Here is a 13,959-nt window from a genome sequence, read left to right on the forward strand (position 1 = left end):
TAACCAATCCCGCCCGTGCCACAAGTGGGAAAACATATTCCCGCCTGCCGCGCAGCCGGCGACGACTACGGATTCTTCGAGAACGAGGCGGCGATCAGGTCCGCGGCTGCGACACCGGTCTCATAGGCACCGTGCGCCGTCGAGTAACGCGAACGCGAACAGGCTTCGCCGGCAAAGAATATTCGCCCCTCATGTGGTGCTGCGAGGACCGCCCGCTGATCGGAGGCGCCGGGCTCGGCATAGGAATAGGACCCGCCGATATGGGGGGCGGCGGCCCAGGCGGAGATCGCCGCCAGCGACAACTCCTTGCGGATGTCCGCGCCGAATTGCCCGGCCAATTCATCGGCGGCAAAGGCAAAGGCGGCGTCTTTTCCCTCCCGCTCCAGATGGTGCGCCAGATCGCCGGCGAAATAGGCTTCGACAACAGGAGCGCCGAGAGGGCGGAGCTGATAGGTGCCTGTTGCACCGCTGCTGATGGAGCCGAGCATATGGGTATCAGCCGGCAGCGCCTCCGGATGGGCAAGTCCGAGGAAGAGCTTGTCGGCCAGCCCGAGCGGTAAACGGGCGGCCGCCTGCGTTTTATCAGGCAGGGGCGGATCGAAGGCGATCTTTTCGGCGGCAAGCATATTCGTCGAAACGGTGACCAGCACGGCGCGGACGCTCAGCACGCCTTGGTTCGTCTCGATGCCGATCCGGCCGGCGTGACGGTGATCGATGCTCCCGACTTCGACTCCAAGCCTTACCGGAACCGGCCCCCCGTAGAGCGAGATCAATGTTCCGTAGCCCTCGCGCACCCGCCAGTCCGGGCCCGGCCCCGGATCGTATCTGGTGTAGTCGACGATCGATGAGCGTTCTAACTCGGCGCCGGTGATATAGGTGCCGATTGCCCGGATCTGGCCGTTCCAGGCATTGCCGGGTTCGAGCACAGCCGCCAGATCCGCATCATCGCCTTCATGGCTGTCGAGGCGTTCGAAATAGCCGCCGATCGCCTCCTGCGCGGCATGGATGTCGACGCCATCCCGCTGAAGCCGCCGCCCGCCGTTCCAGGGCGCCGGGGTGCGGTCGACCGTCAACCCCACCTTCTCGGCAATCGCCGTCCAGGCATTGGTTCGCGCCCCATGCAGCCAGCCGCAGCCGAGATCAAGCGCGACGTCGGCTGCGCCCGGCAACCCCACCGTCCAGGCCCTGCCGCCGAGACGGTCGCCGGCTTCCAGCAGGAGAATCGAAAGATCCGGACGAATCGCCTGCAAGCGCCGAGCGGCGGCAATGCCGGCTGCGCCACCGCCGATGATGACGACGTCTTCGTCGGCGCCTTTGCCATTATCACCGGACATGTCTTCTCCTTTGGCTGCTCGGGCTCAGCTAAACTTTCATCTCGATAAAAGACAAGGGCTGGGGATAGCGCGCCGCGCCATGGATTAAACTGCCTCCGCGTGACATACAGGTCCGATGAGCGTGCAGAGAGATTCGCAACTCGACATGTTTGCCAGGCCATCGCCGGCGGTCGCCAAGGCGCGCGCTCCTTCGCGCCGGCCGCCGTCGCAGCCGGACGCCCGTTCCGATGAAGAGATGGCGCGCGCACTTGAAGAAAGCGGCAACTATCGCATCCTCAGGAAACTGACCGCCCGGCCGATTGCCCCTGTCAGGCGGCCGGAATATCCGCGGCTCGGCGTCGTTCTCGACACGGAGACGACCGGTCTCAACCATCGCAGCGACGAAATCATCGAAATCGGCGCCGTCGCCTTCACATTCGCCGACAACGGCACGGTCGGCGATATCGTCGGCATCTATGGCGGCCTGCAGCAGCCGTCGCGGCCGATCCCGCCCGAAGTCACCCGGCTGACGGGGATCACCGATGCGATGGTCGAAGGACAGGTGATCGACATCAGGTCGCTCAGCGATCTGATCGAACCGGCCGATCTGATCATCGCCCACAATGCCGGTTTCGACCGGCCGTTCTGCGAGGCCTTCTCAACGCTCTTCACCGGCAAGGCCTGGGCATGTTCGGTGTCGGAAATCGACTGGAGCGCGCGCGGCTTCGAGGGCACCAAGCTCGGCTATCTCGTCGGCCAGGCCGGTTATTTCCATGACGGCCATCGCGCGGTGGACGACTGCCACGCGCTCCTGGAAATCCTCGACCGGCAGCAAGGTGAGGGTGAAAGCCCGTTTGCCGAACTGTACCGGGCCAGCCAGCGCTCGCGCATCCGGATCTTCGCCGAACACAGCCCGTTCGAAATGAAGGACCATCTGAAGGCGAGGGGCTATCGCTGGTCTGACGGAAGCGACGGCCGCCTGAAGTCCTGGTGGATCGAAGTCGGCGAAGACGAGCTCGGTGACGAACTCTCCTATCTGCGCTCGGAAATCTATCGATGGAGAGAGGCGGATCCGCCGACCGTGCGGCTGACGGCCTTCGATCGTTTCAAACTGTGACCGCGAAGCGGTTCGGATCCTGAACAAAACCCTCCCGACGCGACCCATGCAAGAGCCGCATAGGTGCAGTGATGCATTGGCGCTGCAACAATCACAGGTCTCATACTATATACGGCTCATCGAAGCGAACGAAGCGCCAAGGACTGGCAGCTAGGCTTCGAAAGCCCACGGAAAGGGGATCATCATGAACGTAGCACGCTCTTTCAACAATTGGCGCAAGTACCGTCAGACGGTCGCTGAACTGGGCCGCATGACCACGCGCGAACTGGACGACCTCGGCATCGGCCGCGGCGAAATCCGCTCCGTCGCCCGTGCCGCCATCGGCCGCTAACGGCCTGATAGACGACTCTCTTCGAGCCTTGCCCAGCGCCTGCTTCTCCCGAGCGGGCGCTTTGCTTTTGCGTCGCGAGCCATGAGCATTTCGCATAATGCATGGCTGCCTTGCAAAGAAATGCCTATCAACTGGGCATAAAATAAGTATGATTATTTCCATCGAAGCGATGCATCTCCTCCCGCATCCCTTCGATATGCAGGCGCCCATTCTCCTCCCAAGGTCGCCTGCGTGAATGACAGCACTCCTCCTCCCAGCTGTCGTTCGGTTCTTTTCGAAAAGCCTGCCGCACCTCCTCCCGCGGCAGGCTTTTTCGTTTTGGCCACCGGACCGCGCCGAGAGCGGCCGCTTGCGATGGGGATGTCGTCATCAATCCCAGGCAATTCTCCTGTCTGTTCTCAGCTCTGCCTGAATGCTCCAGCCGCCTCGCCTGTCTTTAGGCAAGCGCGGACAAAGCTGTTGACACTGAACTTGTCGTACAACTATGTAACCAGACGGATACCACCGCGGCGGAAAACGTCCGATATGACCCGCTTTCCGCAATAGCGGTACCGCCTGACGACAATGAAGCTGAAGGAAAATTGACATGCAGATCGACGTGAGGCACGCCTCCCATCCCGAGGCCGTGCGCGGTTACGACACCGAAACGCTGCGGCGTCACTTTCTGGTGGAAACCGTCTTCGAAGGCGGCGAGATCCGGCTGACCTATTCCCATTACGACCGCATGGTCATCGGCGGCGCCACTCCGCTCGGCGCCGGGCTGACGCTGACGGCGCCGACGGCGATCGGACAGGAAACCTTCCTTGCCGAGCGCGAACTCGGCGCCCTCAATATCGGCGGCGCTGGCCGCATCATCGTCGACGGCACCAGCTACGATCTTGCCAAATATGATTGCCTCTATGCCGGCAAGGGCGCCAAGGACGTCAGGTTCGAAAGCGTGGATGCCGACAATCCGGCCAAGTTCTATCTGGTCTCGACGCCGGCCCATCAGACGCATCCGATCGTGCTGCTCACCCGCGAAAAGGCCCGCCACCTGACGCCGGGCGAAGCCGCGACGGCCAACAAGCGGTCGATCTACCAGTTCATCCACCCTGAGGTCTGCCAATCGTGCCAGCTCACTTTGGGCTTCACCATGATCGAGCCGGGCAGCGTCTGGAACACCATGCCGGCCCATACACATGACCGGCGCATGGAAGCCTATCTCTATTTCGATCTCGAAGCCGAGCAGCGCGTCTTCCACTTCATGGGCGAGCCGCAGCAGACCCGGCATATGCTTGTCGCCAACGAGCAAGCGGTCATCTCGCCGCCCTGGTCGATCCATTCAGGCGCCGGCACGAAGAATTACAGCTTCATCTGGGCGATGGCCGGCGACAACAAGAGCTTCACCGACATGGACCACATTGCCATTGCGGATCTGAGGTGAGCGCCGTGGCCAATCCCTTCGATCTTTCCGGCAAGACGGCTGTCGTCACCGGTGCCAATACCGGGATCGGCCAGGCCATCGCGGCCGCGTTGGCCGGTGCCGGTGCGTCGATCGTCGCCGTCGGGCGCTCCTCGATGGACGAAACCGAAGCATTGGTGAAGGAAGCGGGCAGCCGCTTCCACGTCATCAAGGCCGATCTCGGCACCATCGAGCCGGTCAAAGGGATTGTCGCCGAGGCCATCCAGACCTTCGGCGACCTCGACATTCTCGTCAACAATGCCGGCATCATCCGCCGTGCCGATGCGCTCGACTTCACCGAGGAAGACTGGGACGCGGTGATCGACGTCAACCTGAAGACGGCCTTCTTCCTGTCGCAGGCGGCCGGCCGTCACATGGTCGACAAGGGCAGGGGCAAGATCATCAACATCGCCTCGCTGCTGTCCTTCCAGGGCGGCATCCGCATCCCCTCCTATACCGCCTCGAAAAGCGGCCTTGCCGGCCTGACCAAGCTGCTTGCCTGCGAATGGGCCGGCAGGGGCGTCAACGTCAACGCCATCGCGCCGGGTTATTTCGTCACCAACAATACGACGGCGCTACGCGAGGATCCGGATCGCAATGCCGCCATCCTCGCCCGCATTCCGGCCGGGCGCTGGGGGAAGCCCGATGAACTCGGCGGTGCGGCCGTCTTCCTGGCATCGTCGGCATCCGACTATGTGCATGGGACGGTGCTGCCCGTCGATGGCGGCTGGCTGGCGCGGTGATCCGCGTCACCGTGTGACCGATATTGAGGCGCCAAGCCGCACGTCGTTTTGCCTTTCCCGTCGGCATGCGTTAGCAAAGGGACAGCGGTCGGCGGAGCCACCTCGACAGGCAGGATTTCGATCGGGATGACGGACAAGGACAACGCGCTCTTCACCACCATTCGCCAGCCGCCGAACCTGCGCAGCGGCCTTGCCGATACGCTGATGGCGCAGATCGAATCCGGCGATCTTAAGCCGGGCCAGCGGCTGCCGACCGAACAGGCGATCATGGCGGCGACCGGCGTCAGCCGGACGATCGTGCGCGAGGCGCTCGCCACGCTGCGTGCCAAAGGCCTGATCACCACGCATCAGGGCCTGGGGGCTTTCGTTTCGAACGATCCCAACCCGCGATCCTTCTCGATCATCCCCAACGATCTGCGGTCGATCGATGAGGTTCTGCGTGTGCTGGAGCTGCGCATCGGGGTCGAATATGAAGCCGCCGGTCTTGCCGCGCTGCGGCGTACGTCGGAGGACATAGAGCGCATGCAGGACCGCCTCGACGCCCTCGACAAGGCGCTGGAGAAGGGCGGCTACGGCGCGCAGGAGGATTACGCCTTCCACAGGTCGATCCTGGTCGCGACGCAGAATTCCTATTACAGCCGCCTCTTCGACACGTTCGGCGATATTATGGTGCCGCGCCAATGGGCGCGTCTCGACAAGATGACGGGCTTGGAGCGCCAGCGCCATGCCGCACGCATGCGCAGGGAACACCACGCCATCTTCGGGGCGATCCGCGATGGCAACGAAGCGGCCGCGCGTCGCGCGATCCGCAGCCACCTGTCGAAGAGTGCGGCGCGCTTCGAAGAGCTGCGCGACGCGACCAACCCGACCTGAATTTCAAATCTGCGGCTTCGGCTTCATTAACCGCCGCCAGGCAGCGTGATCCGTCTGCAGATCGAGGGCGGCATGCGCCGCCGGCAGCAGCGGTTTGCGGCTGCGCCGGCCGAAGCGCCGTTTGAAACCTATGATATTTTCGACGAAGCTCCTGGTGTAGAGGCCGGGTCCGCTTGAATAGATGCGCCATCCGCCGTCGACGGCGATATTGCCCGCCTTGACGCGCCCCCAATCATCTGCCGCCTGATAGCGGTCATGGAAGGCCGCGTCGCTGCTGCTGAAATAGGTATTGCGCTGGCGCAGCGAAGCATGCGGCAAGGCCGTCGTGACGGCGATCGGATTGACGATGGCGATCGCCGTCCAGAGCGCGTCGGCCGCAGCATCGATGGCAAGCGTCTCGCAATAACGCAGATGCGCATGCACATACATCAGCCCGATCTCGCGGCCGAAGAAGGAGGAGGATTCGGCCCGGCGGAACAGCGTTTCGGGCCCACCGGCGTAGGTCGCTGGTTTTTCCATCAACCGCACGCCGTCGGGGAAAAGCAGATGCTCCTCGATCAGCCGCATATGATCGCGCCTCTGCGCCGGCGTGAACAGCTTGCCGAGGATCGCCTGCGTCATCGCGATCAGCGAGAAGGACAGGTCGGTGCGCGTGTCGCTTGGGTGCAGCAGCAATTCAACGCCGTCATGGGCGGGATCGAAGATGCCGTAGCCGGCAACGACGCCGTCACGCACGAGATGGCGATTGAAATCCCGGCGCATCGCGGTTGCGATCTTGCTCAGCGCCTTGGCCTTGCCCTTGTGACCGAGGCGGCGCAGGATGGCGGAATAACGAACGATCTGCTCGTAGCCCAGGGCGACGGTCCAGCTGCTGACCATCCAGTCGCGCAGATGCGGATCGGCCGGCTGTAGGGAATCGTTCCAGTCGCCCTCGCCATAACGGATCAGATGGGTTCCCGGGATGAAGCGTTCGCGGACGGTATCGAGCAGCTTCTCGACATGGACGGCAATGGTGTCGGCCTCGGGCGCCTTCTGCATGGTCTTTTCATCGCGCCAGGACACTTTCTCGTCGAGAATGGCGAGATCGCCGGTCGCTTCGATATAGTCGCACAGCGCCTTCAACGGCCAGATGATGATGTCGCCGTGGCAGTCGCCCGCCCGGATGTTGGCATAGGGCTCCAGCATGAACCATTGCGGCCAGTCGCCTTTATCAAGGTACTGTTCGCTGAAGACCGTTTTCAGCACTTGCTTGGCCTCGCGGTCATGCTCATAGGCGAGCAGGAATTCGATCGGCCCCTGGCAGGCGTCGCGCGTGCCCCAGGCCGCACCCGTATATTGCTCCAATCCATGCGGCACGCTCAGATGCACGATGGCGTCATGTGCAAGCCAGGGCAGGAGGGTGGCCTGGGCGGCAAGATCGGGCAAAGCGCTGGCAATCCGCATGCCGCGCACGGCGTTGCGCCAGAATGTCGATGCCGAGGCGAGCAGGGCTTCCCCGCTAACACCGGCCTCATACCGTTGCGCCAGCCGCTTGGCGTCGTCCGCATCGGTCATCGAACCGACGACGGCGAAGGAGAGGGCCTGGGTCGGCCGGGAGCGCAGCGCCACGAAAGCGCCGTTGCGCGCAAGGCCGTCGATATAGAGCAGCTCGTCGCCGCCGATCTCGTCGATGGCATCGGGCGTCGAACTCACCAGCCAATACGCGGCATCGGGGTAACGCCCGCCCCAGAGCCAGGCGGGGTCGGGCCGGAAGGAGACGCGTTTGCGCGAGGGGTCGAAGTCGATCTGCCCGCCGGCGTCATATTCGCGCTCGCCGAGCACGACATGACCGAAGACCAGGAAGCGGCACGGCTTGCCCTCGACGGAAACGCTCCATTGCATCGCCGCATCCTCGCCGGAGGCGACGGCCGTCACGATGATCGTGTGCTCCGGGCATTGATAGATCCAGCGGCAGTCGCTCAAACCCATCTCGAAAGCCGACGGCACCGCCAGAAGCTGCCAGCCCGCGCCGACATCCGCCATGATGCGCAGTCCGCTGGCGCGCGTCAGATTGTAGGGATCGCGCGAGACGGAAAAGAGCTTGTGGAAGGAGGTGTTGCCGATCGTCAGCTGCGCAGCAAAAATGCCCTGCATCCAGCAGGTGGCGGCAAGCGTGGCATCGTCAAGCAACATGTTCTGGCCGCTTCGGACGATGGCGCCGTGGCGCCGCGCGACGACGAGCTCCTTGTCGCGCAGCACGACGTGGCGGTTGAGAGCACCGTCCGGCACGAAAAACGAAAGCAGCTTTCCGTGGCCACGCTCTTCCAGGCTCCGCTCGGGATACAGCCGGCCGATCGCCTTTTTATCCAGCGTCTCGACTTCCAGCAGAGGAACGTCCTGGAGCAGGCTGCGAACCGGCGCTGCCGCTTCCGGACGAGCTACAGCATCGTCCGGCAGCTCGATGCCATCGAGCCGCGAAAGATCGGCATCGCTCGAGGCGTCGGGATGATCGGCGGCGAACAGGGCAAAGAACGTCGCCGTCGCGCCATCTGGTGTGACCGACAGCGATCTCGATTGAACGGCAGGGCAGGCGGTCTCCTGCTGGCGCCGTTCGCTCGGCAGCGGCGTGCCGAAGGCGCCGACCAGCAGGTCGTCGAGCCGGCTCTTTGCCTGCACCAACTGGATCGCATCGGTGGCATAGGCGACAGCCCCGTCGAGGCAGCCTTGCGCGAGCCAGGGATTGCGGCCGCCCGACTGTTTGAGATTTTGCCGGTTGATCACGACGCAGCCATAGGCCTTGTGGTCGGCAATGTGGTGATCGACATATTGCGAGGCATAGGCCTCGCTGTTCATCAGAAAGCCGCGGTCGCCGAGGCCGACATCTTGGATCAGCACCAGATCCGCCGGCAGCGTGCCATCCATCAGATGCCGGATCGAGGCACGCCAGAACCATGCCGTTTCGGAAGAGTGAAGCGCGAGGCGGACGTCGTAAGCAATATCGCCTGTCTTGCCGCTCCACGAGAAGCTCGTCGCATCATAGGCGAAACTGCCTTTGGCACGCGGCCCGACGATCTCAACGACATCGGGACGGGCGCCGCCGACGCGCAGATAAAGGCGGCTGATGCCGCCGATGAGCGGCGAGCCCTGGATCTGGTTGACCTGCACCGATCCCTTGTCGTCGGCATAGTCGATGGCAAACAGCGTCCCGTTCGGCAGCGTCGATATCGACAGGCCGGAACCGTTGCTGATCGTAAAGAGGCCAAGCTCTTCACGTCGTGGCATTTGCAAGCTGCGCGTCCGGTTGGGGGCCATTGAGATCTCGTCGATTGATCAGAGGGAATCAGAGGATGGCGCAAAAAGATTGAGAGAAATCTTACCGGTGATCGGCAGATCGACAAGCAATCGTGGCGGTCTTCACCCAGGCGCCGGCCGTCTGGCGAAGGGTACGCACAACAGGGCGCAGCCGGTCAGGATGGCGACGACCATCCAGGCTTCGTTGATGGCCTGAACGATTGCCGCGGCCTGGATCAGCGGATCGAGCAACGCGGTGGTATCGGCATCGAAACTGCCATTATGTCCCGATATGGCCTGAAGCGGTGCGCCGACGAAAGCTGCCGCGCCGATGTCGCCGGCCTGAAGGCGCGCCCACAGACCTTGTCCCAGCGGTTCCGAGCGCGTGTAGATGATGGTGTCGATCAGGGCGATGCCGATCGCGCCGCCGAGATTGCGCATCAGATTGAAAAGCCCGCTGGCATCGGGAATGCGATCGGCCGGCAGCGTGCCGAGCGCCAGCCGCGTCGGCGGCAGCAGGCAGAACATGATGGCGACGCCGCGCACGACCTGCGGCCAGAACATCGCGTCGTAGTCCGAACGCGGGTCCTGAAAGGCGCTCATGCCGACCCCGATCGCAAACATGGCGAAACCGACAGCCGAGAGCAGCCGCGCATCCATGCGCTTCTCCAGCGCGACGGCGACCGGCGCGGTGATCAGCTGCGCAATGCCGGTGACCAGCATCGTCATGCCGATTTCGAGCGCACCGTGGCCCCTGACGAAAGCGAGAAAGACCGGCATGAGGTAGACCGAGCCGAAAAGGCCGATGCCAAGCACGAAACTCAGGACGGAGCCGACGAGAAAGTTGCGATCGGCGAAATTGCCGAGATCGACGATAGGCCGGCGCCGGCGCAGCGTCCGGCCGATGAAGGCGCTTCCCGATACAAGACAGACCGCCAGCAGGCTCAGCACATAGGCCGAAGCCCAGCCGCTGGTCGGCGCCTCTTTCAGGCTGAGTTCCAGGCTCGTCAACGCCGTCGCCATCAGGACAAGCGACACGGCGTCGAGATGCCGGAGTTCGGACGGGTCGGCCGCCTGCCGCGGCAGAAAGCGGGCCGCCAGCACTGCCGAGGCTATGCCCGGAAGGATGTTGATCAGGAACAGCCAGTGCCAGGAATAGGTTTCGGTCAGCCATCCGCCGACGATCGGCCCGATGGTCGGCGCCAGCACCGCCAGCACGCCGGCGATCGTCGTCGCAAGCGCCTGCCGCTTGTTCGGGAACAGGATGAACACGGCCGAAAACACTGAGGGGATCAGCGTCCCCCCGGAAAAACCCTGCAGCACCCGCCAGGCGACCAGCGTGCCAAAACTGCCGCTGGCGGCGCAGCCGGCCGAGGCAATCACGAACAGGGTGATGGCGGCAACGAACAGCCATCGCATCGTCAGGAGCCGCATCAAGAGCCCGGTGAGCGGGATCGCGATCACTTCGGCGATGAGATAGGCCGTCTGTATCCAGCTCATCTGATCCGGATCGATCTCGAGCGCCGACTGGATGGTCGGCAGCGACGTCGCCACCACCTGGACGTCGAGGATGGCCATGAACATGCCGACGCACATCGCCAGGAAGCCGAGCCAGACGATGGCGGGCGTTCGATCCGGACGAGCAGCTTCAACTTCAACCGACATGCGACGATCCCACCGGCCGCGGCATCCAAGCTGTCATGTTTGCGATCGAAACAATCGAGCTGTCAATCGGCAGATTGAGTATCTTGGCACAACCCGCAGAACCGAGGGAGCGGCAGGGGCTGGCCCGCGGGCACGCGGCTTGGCCCGGAGGCACCACAGAAAATCCGCCTCGTCGATTGACCCCGGCAAAAATCCGACTATCAATATTAAATCAATTTGATTGACTTCACTGCCATGCCAATCCCGGCGCCCGCGCCGGAGTGCTCAAAAGCCTGTTTTTCCTTAAGGAAGAGTCCCATGTCGACACCGCGACCGAACGCCCTGCGGCTTGAAACCCTTTGGAACCCGCCCGCCGACGGCAAGGAATTCTCCTACGTCCTGCGCCTCAAAAACCTCGGCAGCGCGTCGCTTTCGAATTTTTCCCTCTGCGTCAGCGGCCCCGGCCGCGTCGATCCGGCCGGGCGCGTCGAAGGGGCGACGGTCTCGAAGCGGCTCTCCAATTTCACCGAATTCCAGCCACCGGCTGGTTTCGTTCTCGGCGCGGGCGAAACCTGGACAGTGTCCGTCTTTGCGCTGAGCTGGCAGTTCCGCCACTGGACGGATGGCGCGACAAGCGCCTATCTTGCGCTTTCCGATGGCAGCACCATTGTGCTCGGCATCGAGCCGACGCGCTCTTCGGTTAGCAACGCAGCCCTGAAGCGCGGCGCCGAGATCTATCCCGTTCCGGTCAACGCACCCGTTCAGATATCGGTCATCCCCTGGCCGAACCATGTCGCGGTCTCCTCCCGCCGTCCGCTGCCGGCCGGTTTTGCCCCGCAGGCGCAGAGCGCCGAAGGGGAGGCGGCGGCGAAAGGCTTCGCGGCGCTGGTCGACCATCTCTTCGCCGTCGAAGGCATCGTGCGCAGCGAGGCGGAAGGCGCAGTGCCGGTCATCCTGAAGGATGCCGCCGGCTTCGGCCCCGAAGCCTATCGGCTGAGCTTCGACGAGGAGACCCTGACGGTCGAGGCGAGCAGCCGCACCGGCTTCCTCTACGGCCTCGTCACACTCGGCCAGATCTGGCGCGGCGCCAGGCTGCATCCCGGCGTCTTCCAGTTTCCCGGGGCCGGCGAGATCGTCGACGAGCCGGCGATGGGCTGGCGCGGCCTGCACCTCGACGTCGCCCGCCAGTTTTATGGCGCCGCCGAGGTCAAGAAGCTGCTGGCAGTGCTCGCCTGGAACAAGCTCAACCGCTTCCACTGGCACCTTTCCGACGACGAGGCCTGGCGCGTCGAGATCGACGCCTATCCCGCCCTGACCGAGATCGGCGCCTGGCGCGGCCACGGGCTTGCCGTGCCGCCGCTGCTGGGATCGAGCCCGACCCGAACCGGCGGCTACTACACCAAGTCAGTCATCCGCGAGATCGTCGCCCATGCGAAGAGCTTCGGCATCGAGATTGTGCCCGAGATCGACATGCCCGGCCATTGCTACGCCATGCAGCAGGCGATCCCGGAGCTGCGCGATCCGGCCGAGAAGGGCAGCTATTACTCGGTCCAGGGCTTTCCCGACAATTGCATCAATCCGGCGCGCGAGCAGACCTACGAGATCGTCGAGACGATCCTTGCCGAACTGATCGAGCTCTTTCCGTTCAAGGTTATCCATCTCGGCGCCGACGAGGTGCCGCTCGGCGCGTGGTCCGGGTCGCCGGCAGCACTCGCGCGCCTGCGGGATGTCGCCGGCGACGCGGTTGCCGATGCGCATGCCAAGCGGCTGAACGTCGTCACCAACACGCACGGCGCCGACGATATCCACGGCTCGGGCGCGGCGATCCTGCAGGCGGAGTTCCTGGAGCGCGTGCAGCGTTTCCTGGCAAGCAAGGGCTGCATCACCGGCGGCTGGGAAGAGGCGGCGCATGGCGACGTCATCGACAAGGAGAAGAGCTATCTCTGCAGCTGGCGCAATGTCGAGGTCTCGGCCGAGCTCGCCGAACGCGGCTATCAAATGGTCGTCTGCCCCGGCCAGGTCTACTACCTCGACATGGCGCTGAGGCCCGATTGGGACGAACCGGGCGCCAGCTGGGCGGGGAATTCCGATGCGGAAAAGCTCTATAAGTTCGATCCGCTCGGTGGCTGGACGGCGGGCCAGAAACAGAAGCTGCTCGGCATCCAGGCCTGCATCTGGTCGGAACCGATGACGGACCGCGCCGTCTTCGACCGCCTGGTTTTCCCGCGCATCTCCGGGCTTGCCGAAACAGGCTGGACGAAGCCGTCCGCCAAGTCTTGGGACCGCTTCAAGGCACTCGCAGGGCTGATGCCGCTGCTTTACGGGCTGCAACAATCGTAAGGCCGGCCTTCACTGCCGCTGCCGGTAGGCAGAGGGCGTGAGACCGGTGCCCAGCTTGAAGGCCCGGGTCAGGTGGCTCTGGCTGCTGAAGCCGCAGGCCGAAGCGATCTGCGCGATCGGCTCCATGCCCGATAGCATCGATTTGGCGCGCTCGACACGCCGGTGCGCCACCCAGCCGTGGGGCGACACGCCAAAGCTTGCCCGGAACATCCGCTGAAAATGAAAGGCGCTGAGCTGCCCGATATCAGCCAGATCCTGCAGGCGGATCGTCTCGCCAAGATGGGCCTCGATATAGTCGAGGGTTCGGCGCCGCACATGCGGCGCGAGTCCGCCGCTGATCGCGCGGGCACGCATGCCTCCATAACGCGGATCAACGAAGAGATCGTGGATCGCCTGCGTCATCGCTTCTTCGGCGAGCAGATGCCCGCCCGCCAATATCGCTTCCGTCATCTGCCGAAGCCTCAGCGCCAAGGCGGGGGCATCGGCAAAGGTCACTTCGGGAAGAGCCATGAGCCGCGCATCGCGGTCGAAGGTCTCGGCAAACATCCGCCGCATCTGATCGTCGGGAACATACAGATGGACGAATTCGAAGAAGTCGGTGATTTCCCATTCCGACGAGTGCCCCTGCGGCATGATGCACAGCACACCGGGACGGCCGCGCGCGTCGGGGCCATCCAGCCGACGCGTTCCGGCGCCGCCGCTGAGATAAAGACTGAACGTATGACCGTCCGGCCGCTGATAGCTCATCCTGTCATGCGCATTGCTCCAGATGGCAGCCGATCGCCCGAAACCCAGATCGATCGACTGTGACATCCGCGCAGTGGGAGAGGCGGACAAAAACCTGAAAACCGAGAGGCGGCTATCTTTCACTCATCTTTCCCACAGCT

10 protein-coding genes are annotated in these 13,959 nt (G+C 63.7%); 6 read left to right on the plus strand and 4 right to left on the minus strand.

Annotated features, from left to right (window positions below; genetic code table 11):
- Positions 1–65: 65 nt before the first annotated feature.
- Complete coding sequence (locus GGI60_RS13820) at positions 66–1,334, minus strand: flavin monoamine oxidase family protein (RefSeq protein WP_183916598.1); 1,269 nt, start codon at positions 1,332–1,334, stop codon at positions 66–68.
- A 115-nt stretch (positions 1,335–1,449) separates the two neighbouring features.
- Between GGI60_RS13820 and GGI60_RS13825 the strand changes: the two genes are divergently transcribed.
- The 5 genes from GGI60_RS13825 (at position 1,450) to GGI60_RS13845 (ending at position 5,818) form a co-directional block, all read left to right on the plus strand.
- Complete coding sequence (locus GGI60_RS13825; RefSeq protein ID WP_183916600.1) at positions 1,450–2,430, plus strand: 3'-5' exonuclease; 981 nt, start codon at positions 1,450–1,452, stop codon at positions 2,428–2,430.
- A gap of 184 nt (positions 2,431–2,614) precedes the next feature.
- Entirely contained in the window at positions 2,615–2,761 is a 147-nt protein-coding gene (locus GGI60_RS13830; RefSeq protein ID WP_183916602.1) for a DUF1127 domain-containing protein, read from the plus strand.
- Positions 2,762–3,347: 586 nt separating this feature from the next.
- Entirely contained in the window at positions 3,348–4,184 is an 837-nt protein-coding gene (kduI, locus tag GGI60_RS13835) for a 5-dehydro-4-deoxy-D-glucuronate isomerase (protein WP_183916604.1), read from the plus strand.
- Positions 4,181–4,945, plus strand: a complete 765-nt coding sequence (gene kduD / locus GGI60_RS13840; protein ID WP_312862803.1) for a 2-dehydro-3-deoxy-D-gluconate 5-dehydrogenase KduD — start codon at positions 4,181–4,183, stop codon at positions 4,943–4,945. The genes kduI and kduD overlap by 4 nt, the downstream gene beginning before the upstream one ends.
- A gap of 126 nt (positions 4,946–5,071) precedes the next feature.
- Positions 5,072–5,818: a FadR/GntR family transcriptional regulator gene (locus GGI60_RS13845; RefSeq protein ID WP_183916608.1), complete on the plus strand. Its 747-nt coding sequence runs from the start codon at positions 5,072–5,074 to the stop codon at positions 5,816–5,818.
- A gap of 3 nt (positions 5,819–5,821) precedes the next feature.
- Here the strand turns inward: GGI60_RS13845 and GGI60_RS13850 are convergent, their stop codons facing one another.
- Positions 5,822–9,109 (minus strand): GH36-type glycosyl hydrolase domain-containing protein, encoded by a 3,288-nt coding sequence (locus tag GGI60_RS13850; RefSeq protein ID WP_183916610.1) that lies wholly within the window; start codon positions 9,107–9,109, stop codon positions 5,822–5,824.
- A gap of 102 nt (positions 9,110–9,211) precedes the next feature.
- Entirely contained in the window at positions 9,212–10,753 is a 1,542-nt protein-coding gene (locus GGI60_RS13855; protein ID WP_183916612.1) for a DHA2 family efflux MFS transporter permease subunit, read from the minus strand.
- A 297-nt stretch (positions 10,754–11,050) separates the two neighbouring features.
- Between GGI60_RS13855 and GGI60_RS13860 the strand changes: the two genes are divergently transcribed.
- Complete coding sequence (locus GGI60_RS13860) at positions 11,051–13,072, plus strand: beta-N-acetylhexosaminidase (protein ID WP_183916614.1); 2,022 nt, start codon at positions 11,051–11,053, stop codon at positions 13,070–13,072.
- A gap of 9 nt (positions 13,073–13,081) precedes the next feature.
- Here the strand turns inward: GGI60_RS13860 and GGI60_RS13865 are convergent, their stop codons facing one another.
- Positions 13,082–13,819 carry a helix-turn-helix domain-containing protein gene (locus GGI60_RS13865; RefSeq protein WP_096477741.1) on the minus strand — a complete coding sequence of 246 codons (738 nt, stop codon included), beginning with the start codon at positions 13,817–13,819 and terminating at the stop codon, positions 13,082–13,084.
- Positions 13,820–13,959: the final 140 nt, after the last annotated feature.

Origin of the sequence: Rhizobium lentis (assembly GCF_014200175.1) — a bacterium.
Classification (GTDB): Bacteria; Pseudomonadota; Alphaproteobacteria; order Rhizobiales; family Rhizobiaceae; genus Rhizobium; species Rhizobium mulingense.

Excerpts from the sequence above, each read along its gene's own strand:
- GGI60_RS13825 (WP_183916600.1), top strand. The coding sequence starts at position 1,450 with ATGAGCGTGCAGAGAGATTCGCAACTCGACATGTTTGCCAGGCCATCG.
- GGI60_RS13865 (WP_096477741.1), bottom strand. The coding sequence starts at position 13,819 with ATGAGCTATCAGCGGCCGGACGGTCATACGTTCAGTCTTTATCTCAGC.
- GGI60_RS13855 (WP_183916612.1), bottom strand. The coding sequence starts at position 10,753 with ATGTCGGTTGAAGTTGAAGCTGCTCGTCCGGATCGAACGCCCGCCATC.
- GGI60_RS13845 (WP_183916608.1), top strand. The coding sequence starts at position 5,072 with ATGACGGACAAGGACAACGCGCTCTTCACCACCATTCGCCAGCCGCCG.
- GGI60_RS13850 (WP_183916610.1), bottom strand. The coding sequence starts at position 9,109 with ATGGCCCCCAACCGGACGCGCAGCTTGCAAATGCCACGACGTGAAGAG.
- GGI60_RS13830 (WP_183916602.1), top strand. The coding sequence starts at position 2,615 with ATGAACGTAGCACGCTCTTTCAACAATTGGCGCAAGTACCGTCAGACG.
- GGI60_RS13820 (WP_183916598.1), bottom strand. The coding sequence starts at position 1,334 with ATGTCCGGTGATAATGGCAAAGGCGCCGACGAAGACGTCGTCATCATC.
- kduI (WP_183916604.1), top strand. The coding sequence starts at position 3,348 with ATGCAGATCGACGTGAGGCACGCCTCCCATCCCGAGGCCGTGCGCGGT.
- GGI60_RS13860 (WP_183916614.1), top strand. The coding sequence starts at position 11,051 with ATGTCGACACCGCGACCGAACGCCCTGCGGCTTGAAACCCTTTGGAAC.